17 protein-coding genes are annotated in these 24,417 nt (G+C 45.1%); 8 read left to right on the forward strand and 9 right to left on the reverse strand.

Going from position 1 to position 24,417, the window contains the following annotated elements; genetic code table 11:
- From LTAR_RS03955 to LTAR_RS03980, 5 genes are all read right to left on the reverse strand, one after another.
- Window positions 1–2,269 (reverse strand): C39 family peptidase (locus LTAR_RS03955; protein ID WP_139044406.1); only part of this gene is annotated, 2,269 nt, incomplete at its 3' end.
- Window positions 2,238–3,035, reverse strand: a complete 798-nt coding sequence (locus LTAR_RS16980) for a hypothetical protein (RefSeq protein WP_062420876.1) — start codon at window positions 3,033–3,035, stop codon at window positions 2,238–2,240. The genes LTAR_RS03955 and LTAR_RS16980, both read right to left, overlap by 32 nt.
- Window positions 3,036–3,484: 449 nt before the next feature.
- Window positions 3,485–4,990: a lysine--tRNA ligase gene (lysS, locus tag LTAR_RS03970; RefSeq protein ID WP_062420878.1), complete on the reverse strand. Its 1,506-nt coding sequence runs from the start codon at window positions 4,988–4,990 to the stop codon at window positions 3,485–3,487.
- A gap of 72 nt (window positions 4,991–5,062) precedes the next feature.
- The gene (gene greA, locus LTAR_RS03975) at window positions 5,063–5,527 is read right to left on the reverse strand and encodes a transcription elongation factor GreA (RefSeq protein WP_062420879.1); all 465 of its coding nucleotides are present in this window, start codon (window positions 5,525–5,527) and stop codon (window positions 5,063–5,065) included.
- A 186-nt stretch (window positions 5,528–5,713) separates the two neighbouring features.
- A complete protein-coding gene (locus tag LTAR_RS03980; RefSeq protein WP_158423382.1) occupies window positions 5,714–6,220 on the reverse strand; it encodes a GNAT family N-acetyltransferase in 507 nt (168 codons plus the stop codon).
- A 117-nt stretch (window positions 6,221–6,337) separates the two neighbouring features.
- Here LTAR_RS03980 and LTAR_RS03985 point away from each other — a divergent pair, with 117 nt between their 5' ends.
- Window positions 6,338–7,123, forward strand: a complete 786-nt coding sequence (locus LTAR_RS03985; RefSeq protein ID WP_062420881.1) for a class I SAM-dependent methyltransferase — start codon at window positions 6,338–6,340, stop codon at window positions 7,121–7,123.
- A 52-nt stretch (window positions 7,124–7,175) separates the two neighbouring features.
- On the opposite strand, the gene LTAR_RS03990 is transcribed toward LTAR_RS03985, so the two are convergent.
- Window positions 7,176–9,545, reverse strand: coding sequence for a methyl-accepting chemotaxis protein (locus LTAR_RS03990; protein ID WP_062420882.1), 2,370 nt, complete (start codon window positions 9,543–9,545; stop codon window positions 7,176–7,178).
- A gap of 361 nt (window positions 9,546–9,906) precedes the next feature.
- Here LTAR_RS03990 and LTAR_RS03995 point away from each other — a divergent pair, with 361 nt between their 5' ends.
- From LTAR_RS03995 to LTAR_RS04005, 3 genes are read left to right on the forward strand one after another with little or no spacing between them, the layout of a single operon-like run.
- Window positions 9,907–10,332, forward strand: coding sequence for a GntR family transcriptional regulator (locus LTAR_RS03995; RefSeq protein WP_062420883.1), 426 nt, complete (start codon window positions 9,907–9,909; stop codon window positions 10,330–10,332).
- Window positions 10,329–11,318: a slipin family protein gene (locus LTAR_RS04000; RefSeq protein ID WP_236686572.1), complete on the forward strand. Its 990-nt coding sequence runs from the start codon at window positions 10,329–10,331 to the stop codon at window positions 11,316–11,318. The genes LTAR_RS03995 and LTAR_RS04000 overlap by 4 nt, the downstream gene beginning before the upstream one ends.
- Window positions 11,319–11,342: 24 nt before the next feature.
- Window positions 11,343–11,993: an SdpI family protein gene (locus tag LTAR_RS04005; RefSeq protein ID WP_062420884.1), complete on the forward strand. Its 651-nt coding sequence runs from the start codon at window positions 11,343–11,345 to the stop codon at window positions 11,991–11,993.
- 153 nt (window positions 11,994–12,146) lie between these two features.
- Here LTAR_RS04005 and LTAR_RS04010 read toward each other — a convergent pair whose 3' ends face one another.
- The 3 genes from LTAR_RS04010 to LTAR_RS04020 form a co-directional block, all read right to left on the reverse strand.
- The gene (locus tag LTAR_RS04010; protein WP_062420885.1) at window positions 12,147–14,519 is read right to left on the reverse strand and encodes a PEP/pyruvate-binding domain-containing protein; all 2,373 of its coding nucleotides are present in this window, start codon (window positions 14,517–14,519) and stop codon (window positions 12,147–12,149) included.
- Window positions 14,520–14,578: 59 nt separating this feature from the next.
- On the reverse strand, window positions 14,579–15,706 hold the full coding sequence (gene dnaN / locus LTAR_RS04015; RefSeq protein ID WP_062420886.1) for a DNA polymerase III subunit beta: 1,128 nt from the start codon (window positions 15,704–15,706) through the stop codon (window positions 14,579–14,581).
- Between the two features lie 224 nt (window positions 15,707–15,930).
- The gene (locus tag LTAR_RS04020) at window positions 15,931–17,715 is read right to left on the reverse strand and encodes an amylo-alpha-1,6-glucosidase (RefSeq protein ID WP_062420887.1); all 1,785 of its coding nucleotides are present in this window, start codon (window positions 17,713–17,715) and stop codon (window positions 15,931–15,933) included.
- Window positions 17,716–17,744: 29 nt separating this feature from the next.
- Here LTAR_RS04020 and LTAR_RS04025 point away from each other — a divergent pair, with 29 nt between their 5' ends.
- From LTAR_RS04025 to LTAR_RS04040, 4 genes are all read left to right on the forward strand, one after another.
- Window positions 17,745–18,164 (forward strand): acyl-CoA thioesterase, encoded by a 420-nt coding sequence (locus tag LTAR_RS04025; protein WP_139044407.1) that lies wholly within the window; start codon window positions 17,745–17,747, stop codon window positions 18,162–18,164.
- Window positions 18,161–19,222 (forward strand): M42 family metallopeptidase, encoded by a 1,062-nt coding sequence (locus LTAR_RS04030; protein WP_062420889.1) that lies wholly within the window; start codon window positions 18,161–18,163, stop codon window positions 19,220–19,222. Before LTAR_RS04025 ends, LTAR_RS04030 begins: the two co-directional genes overlap by 4 nt.
- Window positions 19,223–20,722 carry a hypothetical protein gene (locus LTAR_RS04035; RefSeq protein ID WP_062420890.1) on the forward strand — a complete coding sequence of 500 codons (1,500 nt, stop codon included), beginning with the start codon at window positions 19,223–19,225 and terminating at the stop codon, window positions 20,720–20,722.
- 364 nt (window positions 20,723–21,086) lie between these two features.
- A partial coding sequence (locus LTAR_RS04040; RefSeq protein ID WP_062420891.1) for a C1 family peptidase occupies window positions 21,087–24,417 on the forward strand: 3,331 nt, incomplete at its 3' end.

The following is a 24,417-nucleotide window of genomic DNA, read 5'->3' on the forward strand; positions in this document are numbered from 1 at the left end:
GGGGTGTTCCAGGAGCCGCCGATGTACCATCCGGGGAGATATCAAAGGTGGAACCGAACCCCGAATCATCTGAGATACGGAACTGGTAGGCATTGGCGCCCACCGAGGCCAGCCATGAGAAGGTCGGGGTGGCGCGTATTCCGGCAGCGTTGTCTGCCGGTACGGAAAGTACCGGAGCTGCCGGAGCGGTGGTATCTAGGGTGAAGGCTCTGGCTGTTGACCAGGTTGTGCCTGCTTCATCCGTTGCATTTATAGTACGCAACCGCCAGTACCATATTCCATCATGATATTTATCAGGATCACCAATGGTATACGTTTCCGAACCAGCAATGATGGTAACTGAATGGGTATCTGAATCGGTATTCAAGAAACCCGTAGTGTCAGCAAATTGAATTTCGTATGACTTGGCTCCTGTAACAGGCAACCAGGTAAATGTCAGAGCTGCATCTTTAACCAAAATTCCCGTAGCCGGAGTCAATGGAACTGGAGCCGCCAGATAGGGAGCATTGATATTGATCTTTCGTAAATCACTCCAATCGCTCCAGTTACCAGCAGCATCACTGGCTTTTACATGCCAGAAAAATCCACCGATGGGCATGGCAGGCGGTGTGTATTTTGCCGTCGTCAAAACGGGGGATAAATAAACAGATGTAAATGTACTGATTGTCCCGTCCGTTGTAGTGCCATATTCAAACAGGAAAGCTGTTGAAGTGGTTGGCACCGTCCAGGTAAAGTACGAAGTGGCATGCCATATGTCGTTCGCTGCCGGCGACGTCAACACGGGTATGCCCGGGGCAGTCTTATCAAATGTAAATGAACGGGCTGTACTCCAGGCACCTGCACCGCCGGTAGAATTCCATGCCCGAACACGCCAGTACCATACTCCGTCCGTCAGGGCTTTTTCGATCGTATATGTTAAAACACCCAGATCGAGAGTTTTATCTTCAAATAATGTGCCCGTGAATCCTGCATTATTAGCAATTTGAACCTGATACCGAACTCCTCCAGATACACTGTTCCAGGCTAGAGCAGGTTGAGTATTGGTCAAAGTACCGGTTGCGGGGCTGGTCAACACCGGTGCAACAGGGAGTGAGGCTTGAATATTGACCGTTCGCGGTGTGCTCCAATCACTCCAATTACCGGCAGCGTCGCGGGCACGCACGGCCCAGTAATACACAACACCATAAGAAACATGAGAAGCATCCGGTTTATATGTGAGGACAGCCAGGGGTGTTCCGTTACTGCCATCCGGAGTAATATCCACAGGAGAGTTCAAATCGGCAGAATCATCGATCTTGAACTGATACGCATTCGCTGTGGCTGCCGCCAGCCAGGTAAATGATGGAATGCCGACAGGTGTTGCGGCATCTGCCGGAGAAGATAACACAGGAGGTGACGGAGGAAGGGTATCAACCGTAAATGAACGCTTGCTCCAGGCTCCGGTTGAACCTGAATCGTCTATTGCCCGTACACGCCAGTAATATGTGCCATCTCCAGGCAGGTTAGACGTCATGGCATACGATGTGGCATTCGTTACAGTTTCATTAACCAGATACGCCGCTGGATCGGTAAAATTCGTATCGGCGGAAACCTGAATGGAATACTGTGAAATGCCGGAAACACCCTGCCAGGTGAATATCTGCTGTAAATTAGCATTTATTTCTTTATCAAACGGGGTATTCAGCGTTACAGCCGGAACCGTGGCAGAAGCCAGATTAATTACGCTGACCGAGCGCAGCTGCATGCCGCCATAACTTCCACCCCATGTCATGGTGTGGTTGCTGTAATCCCAGGTGTCATGGACAATTACTTTATTGGTAGCCGAATCAAAGCCAACACCCACGATTGTATGGCCGCCTACACCGGAAGTGAAGAGATTTAAAATTACTGGATGACCGTTTGTGATTTCATTTTTATAGTCATTCAGCGAAAAACCACCGCTGATCTCATTATCTGTTTTCTGGTTGTAGCACTGGGTAACCGTGTAACCGCGTTTCTGATAAAACTGGCGCATACCCAGAGTACCATCTTTCAGGTTGTTGCTGGCCATGGTATCGCATGTCAATTGGTCACCAAGAGTGTTATATGTAAAGAAACTGGTAGAGCCATCTGTGTTTGAATAGGCGGATTGGCTGGTGCGCATGTAGTCACCAATGGCATCACCATAGGTATGTTGAGTCCATCCACCAGTCAGATATGGATCAGAAGCCGTACTTCCATAAGAGATCCAGTAGTCATCAATGGAACCACGGGTAGTACGTCCATCCACCCTGCTTGGATGCCGCCAGCGGAAGATTGGGGTAGGTGTCTCCCGAGCTGTCCGTCCATGTAGGCCAGACGCTGTTATTCATGGGCATCACACCGCCATCCGTCGGACCGGTGTAAATATTCGGATAACCTCCGCGGTCATAGAAACCGGCCACCATGGCAGCTGAAACAGAGGAACATCCGTAAACCCAGTTATAAGCCGGAACTGCAAGAGGGTTGGTCAACCCCTCAGTTTCACCTTCGGTCATGGCAATGGCGGATATCGGCCGATCGATGCCCTCGGGTGGATTGGGTGAACCGATAATGACCAATTCTTCCACAGGGGTTCCATCATCGAGCGCAGCGAATTCCAAATGACTGAAAGGTTGTCCTTCCGATTCAGGTGTTTCTGTAGGAGTCTCAGTAATTGTAGGAGTGACTGAAACGGTTTCCGTTGGAGTGGCGGTGGGTATTTCGGTAACGATAAGTGACGGATCTACCGTTGGTGTGGGAGAGGGAATCTCAGTGGGAATATCTGTAGGAATAATTACAGGTTCTTCAGTCGGGACTTCAGTCGGGACTGAAGTTGGGACTTCTGTTGGGATTTCTGTTGGAGTCGCCGTAGGTTCGTCTGTCGGAACGTTTCCTGGTGCAGTTGTGGGAATCTCTTCCTGAGCTGATGGCTTTGCACTCACAACGGATGCGGGTATAAAGCCGGGTCCTGCCAGCAAACTGACAATCATGCTGAAAAGAACCAAAACACGAATGACGAAATCTGCTTTTTTCATAAACCTCTCCCCATAGAAAAGAATCTGTGATTTTGAAAAGAAATGCATCGCCGGTCAAAAATCTGACCGGCGGAATCATGATAGATATTTTTAGTGAAAAGAGAGGAGTCGCTGGAAAATCGGATATCCAGATATGTGGAATCGATACGTTGTATTGCCGGTATAATTCCGGTAATATCTTCCAATAAGGCATTTAATGACAATACCCGACCTGTTATCATTATCCCTGTTTTAATGTTTTGTTCTAAGTATGCTATGGTTTGAGCGGGTTATTGTGTTCACTACCCCCGTAAACCAATAAGCCTTCTAAATCTTATACAGTTTATCTTAATATCATAACTCGCGCAATACAAGAACCGATTTTTAATATCCATTTCATTACTTATTAAAAAGAAGAGAGACCCTGTAGATTGAATCTCTCTTTGGAAAATCGATAAATGGGTGAACGTCTATTCTTCATCCCGCGAACGCAGGTGCGGGAAGAGGATAACTTCGCGGATGGTGCGTTTATCCGCCAGAAGCATAGTCAGGCGGTCGATCCCCATGCCAAAACCACCACAGGGCGGCATACCGTATGACATGGCCTGCAGATAATCTTCATCCATGGGATGACGTTCTTCGTCATCCGCGCCGTATTCGCGGCCCATCTCTAGGAAGCGGGCTTCCTGTTCCATGGGTTCATTGAGTTCAGTGAAGGCATTGCACAGTTCCATCCCTCCGACAAACCCTTCAAAACGTTCCACAGTGGATGGATCACCCGGTTTGTTTTTAGCCAGCGGAGAAATATCCCGTGGGTAATCATACAGGAAGGTGGGTTGGATGAAATTAATCTCCAGGTAATCGCCGATCAACTGGTCAATCAGCTTGCCCCGGGGCATGCCGGGTTTTACTTTGATACCTTTAGCTTTCATAGCTTCTTCCAGGCCTGTTTCAGTTGGAAATGCCGCTATGTCAATTCCACAGGCATCAATAAGACCCTGGCGAAGTTCCACCCGTTTCCAGGGCGGATTGAAATCCAGTTCCTGGCCGTTGAACGTCACCTTGCGGGTTCCCAGCACTTTGTCACAGGTGAACGCCACCATCTGCTCGGTGAGTTCCATCACCTTCAGGTAATCGGCATACGCCCAGTAGAATTCCAACTGGGTAAATTCCGGATTGTGTTTAAAAGAAACACCTTCATTGCGGAAATCACGGCCGATCTCATATACCCGGTCAAGCATGCCAACCAGCAAACGTTTTAGATAAAGCTCAAAAGAAATTCGCAGGAAAAGGTCCTGTTTTAACTGGTTATGATGCGTTACAAAAGGTTTGGCGGCTGCTCCACCATAAATAGGTTGAAGAATCGGGGTTTCCACTTCGAGAAATCCCCGGTCATCCAGGAATTGCCGGATGGCACGAACGACACCCGCCCGTACCTGAAATACTTTACGCACATCAGAATTAACAGCAAGGTCAGCATAGCGTTGCCGATAGCGCGCTTCTGGATCTGAAAGGGTGGCATGCCGGACAATCTCTCCATCCACCACTTCATCTTTGGCAGCCGGCAGGGGAGTGATAGCCTTGGCGAGCATCTTGAAGTCTGTCACTTCAAGTGTGATCTCGCCGGTTTTTGTACGAAAGAGCTTACCGGTTGCCTGAATGAAATCTCCCAGATCGAATTCATCCAGGAATTGTTTCATGGCTTCTTCGCCGAGAGTATTTACCCGGAAGAAGAGCTGGATGCGTCCAAAGCCATCTTCAATGTGGGCAAAAATGATCTTTCCCATGGGACGGGTGGCTCGAATACGACCGCCCAGTGTAAAAACATGTTCCACTGTCTCATCCGCCGTAAAAGCAGAAATCGCTTCACTGATATTATTGGATACAGCCGTACGGGTAGGGTATGGATCGCGCCCATTCTGGCGCATTCTTAAAGCTTTATCTAGTCTGACTTTTTCAAGATTATTTAATTCCATTATTAGCAACCTCTCAGGCATAAAAAACCCCGCCCCGAAAGTAATGGGCGGGGTTTCATTCTTCCCCGTGGATCACTCCACCTTAATTATTGTGACAGTAAAGGCGCCGGCAGGAGCTTCAACAGATATGGTCTCTCCGGCTTTTCGATTAATCAATGCTTTACCCAATGGCGATTCGTTAGAAATTTTTCCGTGTGCCGGATCTGATTCAGCCGCGCCAACAATGGTATATATCTCGGCCGGACCGCCTTCTTCCTGAACAGTTACAGTCGAACCTACCTGAATTGAATCAGCCGCCACAGTCTCTTCATCGATGACACGAGCAGTCGCTAAAAGTACATCAAGGTCTTTGATGCGGCCTTCCACGAACGCCTGTTCATTCTTGGCAGCTTCATATTCAGCGTTTTCAATAAGCTCGCCTCCCTCCATAGCTTCATGGAGACGGTTCGCGATCTCCTGCCGTTTGACAGAACGGAGGAAGTCAAGCTCTTCCTGAAGTTTTTGATAACCTTCTCGGGTCAGGAATGAGGTTGGCATTTTACCTTCCTTGCATCATGATGTGATTGGATACCAGGGATAACCCCATATTGTGAACCATCAACTGCGCATTAATGCGAAAAACCACTCCGGATGGAGCGATTTTACCTTGCTGCAAGCAATTGAATGTCAACTGGTAAAAATCATACCATGAAACAGAGGTGATTGCAACAACGAACCTGTGAGTTATAGTTTTGATCCACTGTACTCCATGACAATAACCGTATGTGTTTTTATGCCAAATGATCGGTTAAATTTTCGATCAATTTCTTGAAACCCCATTTTTTGCCAGAATCTGAAACCTTTTTCGTTTTCTTCCAGAACACCCAATCGAACCTTCTGTACACCTTCTTTAGAAAACCATGAAAAAATGGCATTAACGATTGTGGTTCCCAAACCTATTCCCTGATAATCTGGGTGTATCAATAACAAACCAATCCACCATATTCCACTGGTTGGATAATTCTTTACTAAATCTATGAGCGCCACTATCCTTGCATCTTTTTCAACTGCCAGGCAGTATTTATCTGACAAATCTTTTTGTGGAGGAATATCTGTCAAAAAGAACCGAGCGTCCTCTGGTTGCGGAAGCCGCCCTGATTCCATCATGTTGTACTCCTCACATTCTTCAAGGAATGACTGGATGTCACGTTCATCATCGAATGTCAGGGTTTTGATTAGATATCCAGGCATAATGTCCTGATGAAATGGGGGTGTTTTCGTGTCCATATAAACATTCTATCTGAATACGTGTGAATAATCACACCGTGACATAATTAATAAATACAGGAAGGATTAAAGGAGGTGGCATTGTACGATAGCTTTAGCCAGGATTATGACCGGTTTGTCAATTGGCAAAATCGGCTATCATTCGAAATGTCGTTTATTGTTGACCGGATACATAAGTCCATAACAAAACAAGATAATGATATTCGAGTGCTGGATACAGCCACTGGAACAGGTATGCACGCCATAGCATTGGCCAAAAAAGGTTTTATTGCGGCCGGATCAGACATCAGCACAGGGATGATCGAAAAAGCCCGGTCAAATGCCATTAAACACAATCAGAAGATTTACTTTAAGACCGCTGGTTTTGGTCAAAATGCCAGTACATTTCATGATCATTCCTCTCTTTTTCCCTTTGATGTTTTACTTTGCCTTGGAAATTCTCTCCCCCACGTAAAAAACCAGCAGGAATTGACAATTACATTGAGTGATTTTTATTCCTGCCTGTCACCGGGTGGACTTTTATTGATCCAATCGAGAAATTTTGATTCGATTCTTCAAAAGAGAGAGAGATGGATAGAACCGCAATCTCATTGGGAAGGTGACAGAGAGTGGTTATTTTTGAGGTTTTATGATTTTCTTTCAGACGGACACATCCAATTAAATATACTTACATTAAAAAGGAAACCAGAGTTAGGTTGGACACAATCGATTATGGAGACACGCCTGTTTCCTTTATCTGTGGAAATCATGGAAAACACCCTGTTAGAATCGGGATTTGTTGATATAGAGTTCTTTGGGTCCTTATCCGGGGAGCCCTTTTATAAGGAAACAAGCCAGAATCTGGTAATAACTGCCAGGAAGAAATAAAAACACGATCGTCCTGGTTCTGACGATCGTGTTTTCAAATAGTATTGTGCGTTTAATTGTTTCGGATTTTGAACCGTGAAACCATGATGATCATTTGTTGGGCTGTTTCGGCCAAATTTTGAGCAGAATTTGTAACCTCCTGCACCTGGGCACTCATTTCTTCTGTTGATGCGCTGACTTGCTGAATGGAAGCGCTATTCTCTTCACTGATACTGGCGATATGTTCAATAGCCTGGTTGACTTCTTCTGCATCTGCCTTCATTTTCTCCGATGCAGAGGTGTTCATTTCTGCAATTTGGGCAACATCATCAACAGATTTAACCAATTCCTGAGAAAAATTATTCATTCGAATAGTGGCTTCAGTCGCCTGACTGGCCTGGGTATATACAGCTTCAGAGGCTTTAAGAATATTTTCCAATGCTTTGCCAGATTCATTGGCCAGCTTCACGCCATTTTGCACCTCTGACGCGCCTTCGCTCATGGCAACAACCGCTTCTTCGACGGTTTTTTGAATATTTTTGATTAAAGAACCAATCTCCTTTGTGGCATTGCTTGAACGTTCCGCCAATTTTCGGACTTCGTCAGCCACAACAGCAAACCCCTTGCCATGTTCTCCGGCGCGGGCTGCTTCAATGGCGGCATTGAGGGCCAGGAGATTTGTCTGTGAGGCAATATCATCGATAGTTTCGACAATTGCTCCAATCTCATTGGATCTGCTGCCCATCTCTTGAACCTTGGCGGCAGAAATTCCCACTTTTGCCTGAATACGTTTCATGCCCTCAATGGTAGTTTCAACGATATGTGTCCCATTACGGGCGGCATCAGCCGCGGTATTTGAATCTCGAGTAACTGCACGGGTATTTCCTTCAACCTGCTGAATCGCTTCACTCAACGCACTGGTTAGGTCAGCCGCCTTGGCGGCAGCCAATCCCTGTTCTTTGGCTCCCTTCTCCACACCCTGCATTGTATTCGACATATTCTCCACCAGACCTGCCGTTTTAGCGGAAGATTCAGCCTGTTGTGAAGTACCCAGAGCTACCTGTTGAACTGTAACGCTGATTTGTTGAGTTGCCTGTGATGCCTGTTCGGCAGAAGCAGCCAGTTGACCGGAGGATAATTCCAGATCAGCTGCACTTGCTGAAACCAGTGCAATAGCTTCTTTTAATGATTTGACCATCATTTGAAAAGCGTTACCAAGCAGGTCTTTGTCTGATCTGGGATTTACCTTAATCGTTAAATCACCATTGGAGATGGTAATGGCTGTGGCAGCCATATCCTGCATATACTGGATCATATTTCGAAAAGAATTCGCCAGGCTGCCAATTTCATCGTTGGTCTGGAAATCAATGTGTTGATCAATGTCTCCATCAGCAATTTTTCGGGCAGCCTCATCTATCATCCGTATCGGTTTGACGATGCTTTTCGGGAGTATGATTCCTAAAACAAGAGAGATCACGATGGCTACTATGAGTGAAATGATATTAATCATTAATACCCGGCTGGAAATTTCATTTGCCTGCACTTTGCTGGCTTCTGTTGCCGCCCAACCAGAATCTTGTGCTGCCCGCGAATTGTCTTGAATTCTCGATCCGATTACATTCATCTGTTTGACAACACTTTGCAGGTCATCATCAATGCTGTTCCAGCTTTTTGCTGCTGAATAATACTCGTCTGTGGCAGTTCGAATTTCATCTATTCGTGTGATTTCAGATTCATTCGAGATCAATTTCTTCAAATCTGAATACAAAAGGAACAATAATCGGATGTCATTTTCCGTGTTTTGCCAGAATTTCTCATCTTTATAAAGAGCATACTGGGCTTGATTTATCTGGGCATCATTGGTTGTATTTAAAATATCCACCAGAACGGGAATAATAAATGCTGTCGCATCAGTATGTGTGGATGCAATATCTTTGAAATAAGCATTGGTCAGTTCTATGACCTTTCGGCCCGTCGTATCCATGGTCGCTGACAATTGCTTTTGTTCATCTACTTTATTCAAAGTTGCTTTAAATAATTCACTATATTGAAGAGTGACCTGTTTAACATCGGCTATCTTTGCCAGAAGGTCCTGATCGTTATATTGTGTAGCCACATTTTCCAGTTGATCCAGGGTTACCGCAAGGTCTTCAATATCTTTTTGTGTAGCCTTTTTACTTTCATCAAAATTCAGACGCGAATCTGTCACGGCGGTAATCATCGTTTTCTGATCTTGAAGCAATTGTGTTGTGGTACGTTCAAGTGAGGTGAGATTTGTCAATGTGGGGACACGTTGATTGACAATTACCTGGATAATCCCTGTCATCTGGAAAATGATGAAAATGCCAAGGCCTCCTAATACAAGAGAAACCAAAAGCACCGGTAATAATGTTGAGAACATCAACCGACGGGATAAACTTCCATTGCGGATCCAATTTTTCATATCAGCTCCAAAGGAATCTACGATTATGAATTTTCAACAACCCCTCTCCCTTTATCTTCCAGAAACCATCAATCTGAATGAATATCACGGCAGGATTGAAAGACCTAAGAAGAAAGAACCATTGTCAACACCATTAACGATATCCGGGAGCGCGATATGTTGAAAAAAGATAAAAACACTTCCTAAACTGATAGGATAGTAAATTCGTCATAAAGTTGCTATAAAAAAAACTAAATAATGGATAAAGGGCGTTTTTCCAGATAAATCGGTCGCATGTCATTATGCAATTGACAAATCCCGAAAACGGTATACAATACTACAAAGATACAATGATACAATACAAACCAGGAGAGATTATCGATTGAACACTGTAGCAGGAAAAGTACTGGTAGATTTCAGATCTGAAGAACCGATCTATGTGCAAATTGCCCGCCAGATTGAGGAATTAGTGGCTGAGGGGTATCTGGTTGTGGGAGATCAACTGCCTACAGTGAGAGAGATGGCGGCCGAACTGAGCATCAACTTTAACACAGTTGCCAGAGCGTATCGTCTGTTGGATGAATCCCGGATTATATCCACACAACGTGGACGAGGTACCTATATATGGGAAAAACCGTCTGAAGAGGCCGGCGAGGCACTTAAAGAAGCTACCCTGGAAAACTTGCTGCAAAAAATGATCAAAGAAATCGAATCAAGAGGGTATAGCTACCAGGAAATAATGAAAGTATTACAACGCCTTCAAAATGAAAAAGGACTCGAAAAGGAAGACAAGCAGGAGACAAAATGAGAAATAAAAATGCAACAGCTTCAGGTGAAGAAATTATGGGAGGAGGGAAACTGTTGAAACCCGAGAAACCGGATAAAGTAGATAACCAGCATTTCAACAGCATTGCCGGTACGATATTTGGAGTCATGATGGCCGCCGCCATTATTGGTGCAATCGCCATGCAGGAAAAAGGAATCAGCGATTCAACCATCGGCATATATGCTGGGGTTTTAATGTGTATCGGGATAATTTTCCTCTTTTCATTAAAAGTTTCAAACCAGTGGGAAAAGGCCGTCATTCTCCGTTTTGGAAAATTCCATGGGTTGCGCGGTCCCGGTGTTTTTTGGATCATCCCCATTGTTGATAACATCGTAAATTGGATTGATCAGCGTGTAATGGTGACACCCTTTGCCGCCGAAAAAACACTGACGAAGGATACCGTACCAGTTGATGTGGATGCCGTATTGTTTTGGATGGTATGGGATGCAGAAAAGGCTTCTCTCGAGGTGGCAGATTATCGGGCTGCCATTGCCTGGGCTGCTCAAACGGCGCTTCGTGAGATCATTGGTCAAATGGACCTGGCGAATATCCTTGTTGGACGTTCCAAAATGGATGCGGATTTGCAGCATATCATTGATGAAAGAACCACTCCGTGGGGCATCTCTGTGCAGTCTGTGGAGATCCGTGATGTGATCATTCCACAGGATTTGGAAGATACCATGAGCCGTCAGGCGCAGGCTGAACGGGAACGCCAGGCTCGGGTCATTCTGGGCGAATCCGAAAAACAAATCGCGGCAAGCTTTTCAGAAGCATCGGAAGCCTACATTGACAACCCGACGGCTTTGCATCTTCGAGCTATGAATATGTTGTTTGAAGGACTGAAGGAGAAGGGTGCCCTGGTTATCGTTCCCAGCAGTGCTGTAGAATCCATGAACCTGGGCGGTTTGACCGGCATGGTTTCACTTGCCCAGAACACAATCGTAGAAAAAGGAACTTCAACAAAATAAACAGGATTGAGAAGTAGAGAAAGAATGAAAACTAAGACAGTATTTTTTGGAGTTATCGCTTTAGGATTGATCCTCATAATAACCGGCTATTTCTTGGCTCCACAGATGGGGACAAGACTGGCTTCACATTGGAATGCCCGGGGAGAAGCAGACGGATATAGTTCATCCTTTGCCGGATTATACTTTCTCCCTCTTTTTACCATCGGAATGGCGTTGATCCTCATATTCATCCCAGAGATTGATCCGCTAAAAACCAACGTGCAAAAATTCCGAAAAGAATACAACTTATTTATCGGCAGTTTTTCCCTCTTCATGTACTATATTCACTCCTTGACCCTGGCATGGAACATGGGATTGAAATTTTCGATGAATGCGTTGATGATACCGGGTATTGGAGTCTTCTTCATCGCCGTGGGGCTGATGATCCGCAAGGCAAAAAGAAATTACTTCATCGGGATTCGCACACCCTGGACATTGAATAATGACGAAGTGTGGGATAAAACACACGATCTGGGTGGAAAACTCTTCATGGCTTCGGGTGTCTTAACAATAGCGTCAATCATCTATCCCGACACAGCCATTGTGGTATTGCTGGTTACAGCATTGTTATCGACTGCCATCTGTATAGTGTATTCCTATCTGGAATTCAGAAAAATTCAGAATACTGTACTATAAAACGAGAAAGCAATCTCAATAGTAAAAGCGAGATACAGAATGCCTGTGTCTCGCTTTTTTATGTATAAGATGTTTCACGTGAAACAATCAGAAAAAGGAAAAAACAGAACTGATTGGTATGTTTCACGTGAAACATACCTTTGTTCCATGTATTTATTTTGCCCGGTCTGTTTTTATCACGGTTGAGCCAGTTTCTTTTTTACCAGAATCAATAAATGCTACAGCCTTACCGGCAGAATCGTCCATCACAATGCGCATAAAGCGACCTGGGGCGTAATCTTCAACTTTTATTAATCTCAAAGCCGGCAGAATCTCTTTTTCAATATCAATAATTTCAGATACATGGTTGGGTGTTTTATAAAAGAATTCTCTGTTGAAGAAACTTGTCTCGTCTTCCAGATAGATTGCCAGCGGGTAGATTTGTGATTCCAATAGATCTTGAAAGAAATGTGTGCCAAGAGAAGGTTCTGGTGCTGGACCAATACCCTGGCCAGCCAGCTCAACCAGGGAGCGTGAATTATATATATCCCCATAGTCAATGGGCACACCCAGGTCAGAATTTGAGCTTCCCCACCTTCCTGGTCCCACACAAATAAAGGATTGTCCTTTCATGGCGGCATTCAATCGACCTATAGCCCTGGCCAGTTTAACTCTGTCGGTGGCCGGATTTAATGCAAAGTAACCTTCCGGGGGTACAAATAATACATATTTGATCCCATCTATCCATCCTTCTGGAACCACAAATTGTGTGGAGAATATCATGTCTTTTTCCGGAAGGTTTTCAGGTAAGGGAACCTGTTCGCCCTTAATCAGGTGACTTTGTGGTCGGCATTGCAGCAGGTATATAGAGAGAATGGCTCCTCCATTTTCTCCAGGGGAAAGTTGTACGGCAAATTCAAGATCAACAGGAGACTCGTAGCTTTCTTCCAACAGGTGCAGCATATCGCGCATATGCCGACCGAAATATGTTCTTCGCAGTAAATCTTCAAAGGTCAATACCAGTCGGCTCTGATCTCCTTCTACTAACCGCGATCGCAGGGAGACAAAATAGCCTTCTTCATCCAACTGGACCAAAAATCTCAAGGGATAGTAATTTGTCTGAATCACTTCCTGGATGGGAAGGGTTCGCATACAGTTTTCTTTCAAATCAATGACATCTACAAACTGTTGCGAATAACGGCGGATGTTTTTTGCACTGGTGGAAGGTCGTAATAATGGATGGCTGAGCGCTACCAGTCGTGGGTAATCATTTCCCACGCGATCGACAGCTCTGGTTCCAAGACCCCATACGAGCCGAAGGAATCCATCATCGGCCTTTATTTGTTGTGACCACCTGTACATGTTCCGGCTAAAGGCTACTCCGGCGCCATGAGGAAGGTAATAATCACCCAGTTTTTCTCCCACCACTGTCTGGATTAAGATGGCCATTCGTTCATCATAATCCTGCAATCCTTTTGCCCTGCGATAGAGCAGTGCATTCGGATTCAACGTGGAAGCATATACCCTGGCTATAGCCTGGGTTAGGGCATGCAGGTTTTCTTCCAGATTGCCCTGATTGGGAAGGAAAATGCTTTCATATTTCCCGGCAAAACTTGTTCCGAAATTATCTTCGAGCAGGCTGGAGGAACGAACAATCAATGGTGTATTTCCAACATTGACCAGCATACTTGTTAATTTGTCAAGAATATCAGGTGGGAAATCTCCGGCTAAAAATTCTGACACAACCTGCGAATATTCTTCGCGCATTTCAGTTTCTGTTTTGTACTTCTGGTCATTCCAATGGAAAAGGTTGTTGATCGCCATAAAGGTGTACAGCAAGTCAGACCCGATATAGTAGGATTCAGGTGTCTTTAATGCTGCACGCAATTCAGAATTGGCTCTTTCCTTTACTACCCTGGCAGCCAGAAGCATTCCGGCAGCTTTTCCGCCAATGCGACCGCTGCCAATCTTTCGCCGTCTAATTTCGATCAGATCTTCCAGATTCAGCCATTCTTTGGCAATATTGATATAACGAAGCTGGTCACTGATCATGGTGCGGATCAATACCACTTTGGCTTCCTGCAGACGGGCGTCGAGACGAGTTCGATCTTCCGCCGGCATTTTATCAATGGTCATGGCTTGCTCGAACACCAGTTCTATGGGCGCTAATTCTGGATTTATCGAGAACAATTGTTCGTCTTTGTCAATGCCGCGTTCTTTCAACACATCGTTGACAATTTGTTCGAAATGCGGATAGGATAAATGCTGACTGAAATACAAATCTGTTAGTTGATCCCGAACTTTTGTCAGCCGGGTTTCCCAGATGTCGTTCGGTTCCTCATATACAGGATTCTGGAGACCTTCTCTTCTTTGAGAAAGCATGGCCTTTTCACGGACTTCGGCTTCAAATCCGGCCTGATTTAAAATCCCCCGCGTAAATAGTTCACGACGCATCCGTATGCGAATACGATTACTGAGAATCGGAAACTGTCCCAGTGTCAGCATGATACTCAACAAACGGTCTGAAGAAGTGGCGGTAAAGGTCATCCTATACCTCTCCTTCAGTCCAGACCGGAAATTTCATCGAAAAAAGTACGCCAGTCTGATTATCCCAGATGCATTGGCATGATGACATGCAGAAAACTATCATCGTTCACCGGCCGAATCACACCAGGGCTGTTGTTTGATGTGGTTTCTATGACGACATTGGGTGTCTTGATAACATCGAGAACTTCGCGCAGGAATCGGACATTGAATGCAATTGGAAGGGCGGGTCCATCCACGCTGGCATCCAGAATGATTTCACTGGCACCGGTCTCTTCTGATGTAGCCTGGACTTCCACCCGTCCAGGTTCATTTTCATTATTAATTATTTCAAGACGTATGACATTATTACTGTCGCGGGCAATAACTTCAGCCTGGCGGCATGCTTTTAACAGGGCTGAAGTCGGTAAGATCGTGCGAGTTTTATAGCTCTGCGGAATGATTAATTTGTAATCCGGGAAGTTCGCGTCAATCAATTGAGATGCCAGTTCGACATCGGGTAAATGGAAAATGACCTGTCCGCGGCCTTGAGGAATAACCATTTTTACAACGTCTCCGCTGTCACCTGCAATCCGTGAGAGTTCAATCATGGCCCGAGCAGGAATGATGGCAGACAACGTTTGAGGTACAGGCGTGGATAAGGAGGATTTTCGTACAGAAATGCGAAAACCATCAGTGGCTGCCATAGTGATCGTATTTCCTGATAAGGTAACAGATACACCCTGCAATGCCGGACGGGCATCATCATTGCTCGCGCAGAAAGCAACCTGTTGTATCATTTCACGGAAATCAGCCACATTCAATTCAACTGCATCATCCAGTTCAGGGACAGGCATGGGTGGAAATTCCTGTGCATCCAATCCCTTAATATCTGTACTGGATGACCCACATTTAACATTCAGAGTCTGTGTCTGCGTATTGAGGTCAAGAGAAACGGTATCACCGGGTAATGTGCTCACCAGATCCGCCAATGTCCGTGCAGGGACAGTGATAGAGCCATCTTCGATGATCTGAGCGCCAATCCAACAGGTAATACCAACTTCTAGGTTGGTGGCAGAGAGACGCAAACGGCCGTCATCTGTGGCCAACAGAACATTGCTCAACACCGGCAAGGTGCTGCGAGCTGCGACTGCTTTGGAAACGATGCCTAACCCGTGAGCAAGCTGCTGTTGATATACGTTGGTCTTCATGCCTGTTCCTCTACATTAATTTAGTCTGATTAAAAAGTATACAACCTGACACACGATTTTGCTAGATTGAATATTTCTGTTTCGGCATGTTTGCAAGAGATATGCCAAAAACCGAGGAGAGGTATTTCATATTCAGTTCTTAATTATGAATAAAATCTACAAGCCCAATTCATGCGATATCCAATATGTTAAAAAAGAACGAAATACTTTCATTTCCAGATGGTTTAGGAAATCTCAGCCTGTGATGTTTCCTGTAAAGCCAAATCGATAAACAAGGCGGCTGACCAACCAAATATAGGTGCAGCTTTTAATCCTGGTTTTCCGGTAATAGGATTGTAATATTCGAAAAAGTCCTGAAATTTCATCAGGCGATCCAATGTTATCCTGCGTAATTTTTGAGCTTCTTCTTTATAACCTGAACGCGTCAATCCTTCAATCAGCAGGTAATTCACATTTACCCAGGCGGGTCCGCGCCACATCTGTTCTTCTTTAAACTTATCTTCATCCACTGCCACGCTGGGTACGGGGAAATATGTCCAGAAACTCTTCGGATTGAAAAGGTGACCCAGTAATTTATCTGAGTTTTCTTTTTTCAATCCATCCACTAAAAGTGGAAACAAACCAAAAGGCGTTTTTAAAGGAATCACATCGGCTTCATGCTTCGCCAGATAAATTCCAATTTGTTCATTCCAGAGAATTTCATCCATCTGTTTTTTTAATTTATTTGCCCGCTCTTTCCAGATGGGAACGTCCTGGGTTTCACCGATTTCATTGGCAATATCCGCCAGGCAGTTCATCTGCAATACCAGATAGGCATTCAGGTCTGGCGAACAGACTGGCATTCCTGCATCCCACAAAGGGCTGTCATCCAAGCCAGAGGAGAAGGGATGCCCATATTCGCATAATCCATCATTATCGCGATCATTATGTTTAATCCACCAATTGATCCATTTTACGGTTGCTTCATATGTTTCCTGAAGAAACTCCCGGTCACCTGTTGTTTCGTAAATTTTCCAGATCGTCCAGGCGAGCAGGGGTGGTTTGGTAACATCTGCGTCAACGGGAAAGTCCAGGTGTGTAATTGTGCCTTCATCATGCACGGCATCAGGCAGCATTCCATCCTCACGTTGATGGTCCAGAAGGATACGCAACTGGTCTTTCGCCAATCGGGGATGAGCATGCCGGTACGCCAGAGCATGAAAAAGGGCATCCCATTGCCAGACTCCCACATAATGAATCTTTGAAGGTGTTAAAACTTCGCGTGTTGTAAAAAAACGTGTCGAAATGATACCCGCCGCCATCAACCACCAGGCATACAGATATTGTGAATGATATTCTGGTAAAACAGGTGGAATTCCATCAAACCAGTCTTGCCAGTTTTTCCTTGCATTCTCTAAAACTATGGCTGCTTCCTTTATATACCGGTTAAATCCCAATCGGGGGGTCAGGTTGATGAGCAAACCTCCAGTTCCTTTTCCGAAAACAAACGTGACAACCTGACTGTTGGAATTCACACAATCCAACCGATTTTCCAGTATTTTTCGATTGGTGGTATAGGCCAGATTCCGCCGGATATCGCCGGTAACCCTGAGTACCCCTCCGCGCCGATCTGTTTGACCCAGATCCATATGGGCTGTAAACCGGATACCGCAGGCGCTTGATGGAAGGTTCAGAAAAAGCGTTTCAGTATCATCAAATGCCAGAGTGAAATCACCCAGTTTTGTGTGAAAATCAACTCTATCAGGACGGGTTTCCAGGGAGTAATCTAACGTGTGTCCTTGAGGATCGATGAATTTCCATTCTTCAATAATCGGGGGGCGTTGCCGGTAGGCAGAAATACTGCGGGTTAACTTATACCAGCGTTCAGCCAATCGGATAATCAATCCATGTTCATTTTTCATGACCAGGATTCGCGAACCACGGTCAGTAAACGGTATGTGTTCCAGGTCAATCCTGTTTTTTAAATCTTCGAGAAAGGTTTCCAAATTCTTTCCTTTTAATTCAATCATTCTTGTTACGTTCCAGTATAATTTTCTGCATGAACGAATTCAAGTTTTACTCTCCCGTACAGATTCGCTATGGCGATATTGATCCACAATGGCATGTCAACAATGCCCATACACTGACGATGATTGAAGTAGGTCGGTTTAACTACATGCAGCATTTGGGTTTGTTTGACGGTGAATCTTTCTTTGATCTGGGATGGATCGTGGCAGATGCACATATTTCCTTCCTGGTTCCCATTACGTTAACTCAAAAAATTCGTGTTGGTGTCCGTGTATCAAAAATTGGCAATAAAAGCATGACCATCGAATATCAAATTGAAGATGAAAAAGATGGCCATGTCCTTACCAAAGCAGAAACCGTGATGGTGCATTTTGATTACCACACCCATACTACTCAGCCGATTCCGGATAATTGGCGGGAAAAAATTGCCGTTTTTGAAGGCTGGAAATGACCGAAAATAATCCACTTCCTTCTGTTGATGAAACCTATCTGATCAAGATTCTCTCCGATCTGTTGAATATTCCCAGTCCGACTGGTTTTGTGGATGAGGCTGTCAGATTTGTAGAAGAAGAACTCACCAGTTTTGATGACATCCAATGCCATCACACTCGCAAAGGAGCGCTGGCCGCGCAATGGACAGGTAAGAATTCAGGTCATCACAGGGCATTCACGGCTCATTTGGATACTCTCGGTGCAGTTGTCAAAGAGATCAAACCCAACGGACGTCTGCGTCTTTCTGCAGTGGGGGGATTAAATTGGAATAGTGTGGAAACTGAAGGCGTATTTGTTTTTACATCCTCTGGAAAAAAAGTGCGCGGCAGTCTGATGTTCCATAAACCATCCATGCATGTGTATTCCAAGGAAGAATTGGAATCCAAACGAGACGAATCCAGCATGGAAGTACGTCTCGATGCCCGTGTATTCGATGCCGCCGAGGTTCGTTCACTTGGAATTGACATTGGTGATTTTGTTGCTTTTGATCCACGGGTGGAAATCACGAATGGTTTTATCCGTTCGCGTTTTTTGGATGATAAAGCCTGCGCTGCCTGTATTCTGGCGGCGGTTAAAGCTTTGCATGCAGCCGGTTTGAAACCGGTAAATACGTTCACGCTTTTCTTTTCAAATTATGAAGAAGTTGGACATGGCGCAGCTGCCGGTATTCCTTCAGACGTTGAGGAGTTGGTCACAGTGGATATGGCGGCGGTTGGTGAAGGGCAGAATTCAGACGAATTCCACACCACTATATGTATAAAAGATTCCCACGGTCCTTATCATCATGGGTTGACATCACGATTGAGACATCTTGCCTCAAAATATCAAATTGATTATCGCACCGATATCTACCCACATTATGGGTCTGATGGTGAAGCAGCCTGGACGGCTGGTGCTGACATGGCAGTTGCTTTAATCGGCCCTGGCGTGGAATCTTCCCATAATTATGAACGTACCCATATAGATGCTTTGATTGCCACTACCCGCTGGCTGATGGCTTACCTGCTGGAGGAATAAATGCCAACTGAAGGGAAGAAAACCGTCAACCGTCTGCGCGACCTGGCAGAGAATCTTTTAACATGGCTTTTTCACAGGAATGAGCGGATTGGCAAATGGGAATGGGTATTTGCGGCCATTCTCTGGCTGGTCGGATTGTTCCTGTTTGGCCAGTTTTTCAATTGGGGCAATATTCCCTTTGACTTTCATGATTGGGCAGAAATCTCCGCTCCGCGAATTGCTTTTGTTCAGGATGCTGTGAAAACCGGGCAGCTCCCGCTGCATATGCCTGATGGCTCAGCCCTGCGTAATGTGACCGACCGATATATGGCGCTTCCTGATGTGATGCTGGCTCCACAAATGCTTCTCCTTGGTGTGATGCCGGTTGGCTGGTTTGTGTTGGTCAATGTCTGGTTGATGTATACGCTCGGTTTATTCGGCTTGATAAAAATCTGGGAACGTTTGCGGCTTTCTCCGATATCGTATTCAGCCTTGTTCTTCCTTTTTAATTTCAACGGATCCATCCTTTCACATTTCAGTGTGGGGCATGTCAATTACACCGGGTACTTTCTCTATCCCTTCGTCTTTCTACTTCTTATGGATATGGTGGAGAGAAGCACATCGTTTTCTTTGAAAAATAAAGCTGACTGGCGATGGTTGGCAGAATACGCCTTCATCCTTTTCTTTATGCTGCTCAATGGTTCATTCCATCAGTTTGTTTGGGCATTAATGCTCACCGGATTGGCAGGCATATTCCATTGGAGAAATTTCTGGCAGGCATTGGCAGGCATTGTCTCCGCCGGGTTGTTATCAGCCGTCCGGCTGCTGCCGCCGGCGCTTCACCTCGGCCAATTTGACAATGAATTTCTTTCCGGTTATCCGGTTGTCATGGATGTGTGGAAAGCGCTTACCGGTTTGATTGGCCCAGACAAGGCTTTCGTTCATACCGGTCAATTGACCAACCTTGGGTGGTGGGAATTTGACCTTTTTGTTGGACTTACAGGTGCAGTATTCCTGATTATCTTTGGTTTGGGCTGGTGGATAAAAAACCATGATGTCCCTGAGTGGCTGCAAACACTGGCCGCCCCGGCTATGGTACTTTTTATACTTTCTATGGGCAGTGTATATAAAGTGGTGATGTACATTCCCATTCCACTTATCAATGGGGAACGGGTCAGCGCACGTCTGATCACCCTGCCATTTGTCTTACTTATTCTGGCTTCGGTATACGCGTTTCAACGTTTTCTTGACAAACAGGGCGGGTCTTCAGTAGTTCGTTGGTCAGCACTGGCCGGTCTTTTTCTGCTGGCACATGACCTGTGGCAGCACCTCAAGCTGTGGCGGGTCAATGTGGCTGCCCAGTATTTTCCGGTAACGCCGGTGGATCTGTCCATCAAGTTGGTCAGTAATCATCCGGATCCCTCCTATACAAATCTTCTGCTGGCAGGGTCGCTTGTCACGTTGATTATGGGAGTTGTGCTGGTGATGGGAATGTTTGGAAAAGAAAATTTACGCGGCTAAGATTACATCAACATATCTATTCATGGTAAATTCTTCAAATCCGGCTTTGTAAAAATGACCGGATTTTTGTTTTAAGTTGGGTTTTTATATATATGGTATTGCGTTGATATTTATTTTACGCTAAACTAAAATTATTCAATTGGATGGAGAATTTCGGGGGAATCATAGTTGCCCGGAAAATCACTTTGTGAATACCTTTGTCCTTTCGACTGTATCGAAGGATATCATTTTTAAATGAGAAATCCTTTATATGTGTATTAATCTGGAAGCAACTTCCATGATTATTGAAGCAGAAAGAAATCTATTCTTTTTGAAAAAGTTCTATTTAGGATGGATTTTTTCTACCTAATGGTGGGAGCGGAAAATGACAAAAATAGATGGAGTAGTTCGTGTCTCGGTTTTGATCAGTATGGTTTTCAGTATGCTTTTTGGACCGGGAAGTTTTTCGTATACAACTGTGAATGCTCAAGTTAATAGGCAAGAAGAATCTCCCACTACTACCCCTGAAATTTTACCAACGGATGTTCCAACTGATATTCCAACAGAACTCCCTACGAATGAACCGACTCTCGAAAATTCAGAAAATCCGACTCTTGATCCATCCGTTCTTCCCACAGAAACACCCATCGCCACAATCACTGAGACTCCAACCCTTGCTCTGACAGAAACTCCTTCTGCATTGGAACCAACAGAGGAATCACCTCGAGTTTCCTGGAATTTGCAGGTGAATTTGAATCCTGATCAGGTTTCCAAACTTCAATCTGACGATTCTTTTTTCCAGGGATTCCAGGCTCTGGACGTCGAAAACAGTATTTCAAATGACCAATTACTTCTTTCAGGAAATGAGAGTATTGATCAGTTAAGATCATCCATCTTTACTGGTTTTGGAAATTCAGTAGACTTTTTAGGTGGAGTGGCAGAGGTCAATATTCATCTGATGGCCAATTCTGGAGATGTTCTTTCTTTCGTGATGGAATCTCGCATTACCAGTGGTTTTTATTGGGAATTTGTTCCTAATGATTCCGGGGGATTTGTCCAGGAGAGTGAACCAGAATTTAGTGACTATAGTGAAAATGTACTGGAAACCATCAGAATTCGGGCCAACCAAACTGGTGAAGGTACCGTAAAACTTGTTTACCACCAGCCATTTCGTCCTGATGATCCAACGCACCTGATCCTTGATATCAATTTATCAGAACAAATCCAATCATTGGATTTGAGTAATCCATCACCAGCAGTCATTGATCGAGCGGCAATAGAGAAGCAGATGGCGGAAGAGCGGGCTTCACATCCGATCGAACCGTTAAATACATCCATAAATCTTCCATCATCATGGGATTGGCGTACACAGGGTGTTTTGCAGGATATCCGATATCAGGGATCTTGTGGGAGCTGCTGGGCTTTTGGAACCGTAGGCGTTATGGAAGCTGCCGTGAAAATCGCTAATGGTCCATCAGCGGATCTTTCTGAACAATTTCTCGTCTCCTGTAATCAGGGAGAGTCTTCCTGTAATGGCGGTTACGTTTCCTCTGCATATCACAAGGATAAACTCGGGCAACTTCAATCAGAAGCCGGTGCTGTTTTAGAAAGTGATATGCCGTATACCGCCACCAATGGAACCTGTCAGGTAGTGTCAAATCATCCATATAAACTTCTTGATTGGGGATTTCTTCTTCCTGATCCTAATGAGATCCCGACTCCCGAGCAGATAAAAACAGCCATTTATACTCACGGACCCGTCACCGCAGAACTTTGTGTGGGGATTAATTTTAATTCTTACAAAAGTGGTGTCTTATCATCCAATGATTTATGTATGAGTAATAACCGCCACATGGTTGTACTTGTCGGTTGGAATGATGCTACTCAATCCTGGATTTTACGGAATTCATGGAGCACATATTGGGGAGAAAATGGTTACGGAAATATCAAATGGGGTACTTCCCGAATTGGGTATGACGCATCCTGGGTTTCGTATGGCGATCCGAATGTCATACCCCCAGCTCCCAGATTACTCGAACCCCTACAAAATGCAGCTTTTACGAATAAAACTCCGACTTTTTCATGGATTGGAAATCCCGGGGGTGGTACTTACAAGATTCAGGTTTCCAGGAGTGCTGATTTTTCCACTGAACTAATCGAAGAAACCACGGCAGCAGGTATTGAAACCTATACAATAACCTCTCCATTATCTTCAGATGGTACATGGTTTTGGAGAGTGAGGGGTATCAATTCCAACAATGAAGAAGGGGCCTGGTCTGCCATTTGGTCATTTACCCTGGATACCACCGGACCAGATGCTCCAACGCTGAATGCTCCGGAAAACGAATCAACACCGGTGGGAATTCCCACTTTTTATTGGGCTCCTTCGGCTACCGCAACTGCCTATCAATTCGAATATGGCACAAGCACGGATGGTGGAACAACTATCGATCCAGTATTGACAACTCCGGATGGATCAGATCCTCTATATCCGGCACTTACGGTAAGAAATTTTAAACCTGTAAGTATCGTTTTTGCAACCAAATACTACTGGCATGTTAGGGCTCAGGATTCTCTAAAAAATTGGGGGAACTGGAGTGCATCCCGTTCATTTAATGCCCAGGTCTCCGTTCCCATTTCACCGATTCTTGTTAACCCGGCTGATAATTCAGTTTTCCAAAGTCATCCCATATTATCATGGAATGCTGTCTCTAGTGGGGTTAAGTATCAGGTGCGAATTATTTCTCCCAATGGGATTATCGCTGAGGAGCCAATTTTAGATGACGGTGTATTATCGTATACAGTACACACTCCTGTAAAAAACGGGATTTGGAAGTGGCTGGTTCGTGCCTGGAATTCAACAGGTGGGGTAGGGCCGTATAGTTCTTTCCGCACGTATTTTATCGATCTGAATCCACCTTTATCTCCAACATTGTTATCGCCTGATGCGGGTAAACTTGTCCGTTCTACACCAGCTTTCTCGTGGACAGAATTTGATTCAACAGCTTCTGCTTTTCAATTTGAATATGGCACATTATCTGAAGATAGTACGCCTATATTTACTTCAGTCTATCTTTCAGATGAACTGACAACGACTTCCATTACTCCCCCAACAATGACACCGGCAAAATATTATTGGCATGTACGTGCCCGAGATGCGGTTGGTAATTGGAGTGGGTGGAGTGAATTACGAATAATAGATATCTATCCTGCTGTATTGGTACCTCCCACTCTTCTATCTCCTGCGACGGGTATTTTAGTTAATACCCCGGCTCAAATATTAGCCTGGACCAAGGTTTCAGATGCAAAAGGGTATCAAATCCAATTTGCTGATACCTCAACTTTTTCTACAAGTGATGTAGATACACAATATGTAACCGTCTTGTCTACAGAGACATATACCATTGTTGATCCGATAAAACTCCATGACGGCATCTGGTATTGGAGGATAAGGTCTATCAATTCTCGTGATGAAGCAGGCACAACCTGGTCAACAGCGAGAGCCTTCACCCTGGATACCACCGCTCCGGCGGCTCCGGTACTTTCCGTACCGGCAGATAACGCTGCCGGAATACGCGCCACCCCGACCTTCTCATGGCTGGCCTCGGTGGGCGCCAATGCCTACCAGTTCCGTATCTCAGATGATTCGGGGTTCGGTTCCACCTTTGATATCTCCCCGGATGGTACATCGGCGGCTCCCGGAACACCCCTGGCTG

Source organism: Leptolinea tardivitalis (assembly GCF_001050275.1).
GTDB lineage: Bacteria > Chloroflexota > Anaerolineae > Anaerolineales > Anaerolineaceae > Leptolinea > Leptolinea tardivitalis.

Bases quoted from the DNA above. Each gene is read 5' to 3' on its own strand.
- greA (WP_062420879.1), bottom strand. From the start codon at position 5,527: ATGCCAACCTCATTCCTGACCCGAGAAGGTTATCAAAAACTTCAGGAA.
- LTAR_RS04035 (WP_062420890.1), top strand. From the start codon at position 19,223: ATGCCAACTGAAGGGAAGAAAACCGTCAACCGTCTGCGCGACCTGGCA.
- lysS (WP_062420878.1), bottom strand. From the start codon at position 4,990: ATGGAATTAAATAATCTTGAAAAAGTCAGACTAGATAAAGCTTTAAGA.
- LTAR_RS03990 (WP_062420882.1), bottom strand. From the start codon at position 9,545: ATGAAAAATTGGATCCGCAATGGAAGTTTATCCCGTCGGTTGATGTTC.
- LTAR_RS04030 (WP_062420889.1), top strand. From the start codon at position 18,161: ATGACCGAAAATAATCCACTTCCTTCTGTTGATGAAACCTATCTGATC.
- LTAR_RS04020 (WP_062420887.1), bottom strand. From the start codon at position 17,715: ATGATTGAATTAAAAGGAAAGAATTTGGAAACCTTTCTCGAAGATTTA.
- LTAR_RS03980 (WP_158423382.1), bottom strand. From the start codon at position 6,220: ATGCCTGGATATCTAATCAAAACCCTGACATTCGATGATGAACGTGAC.
- LTAR_RS16980 (WP_062420876.1), bottom strand. From the start codon at position 3,035: ATGAAAAAAGCAGATTTCGTCATTCGTGTTTTGGTTCTTTTCAGCATG.
- dnaN (WP_062420886.1), bottom strand. From the start codon at position 15,706: ATGAAGACCAACGTATATCAACAGCAGCTTGCTCACGGGTTAGGCATC.
- LTAR_RS04010 (WP_062420885.1), bottom strand. From the start codon at position 14,519: ATGACCTTTACCGCCACTTCTTCAGACCGTTTGTTGAGTATCATGCTG.
- LTAR_RS04025 (WP_139044407.1), top strand. From the start codon at position 17,745: ATGAACGAATTCAAGTTTTACTCTCCCGTACAGATTCGCTATGGCGAT.
- LTAR_RS04000 (WP_236686572.1), top strand. From the start codon at position 10,329: ATGAGAAATAAAAATGCAACAGCTTCAGGTGAAGAAATTATGGGAGGA.
- LTAR_RS04005 (WP_062420884.1), top strand. From the start codon at position 11,343: ATGAAAACTAAGACAGTATTTTTTGGAGTTATCGCTTTAGGATTGATC.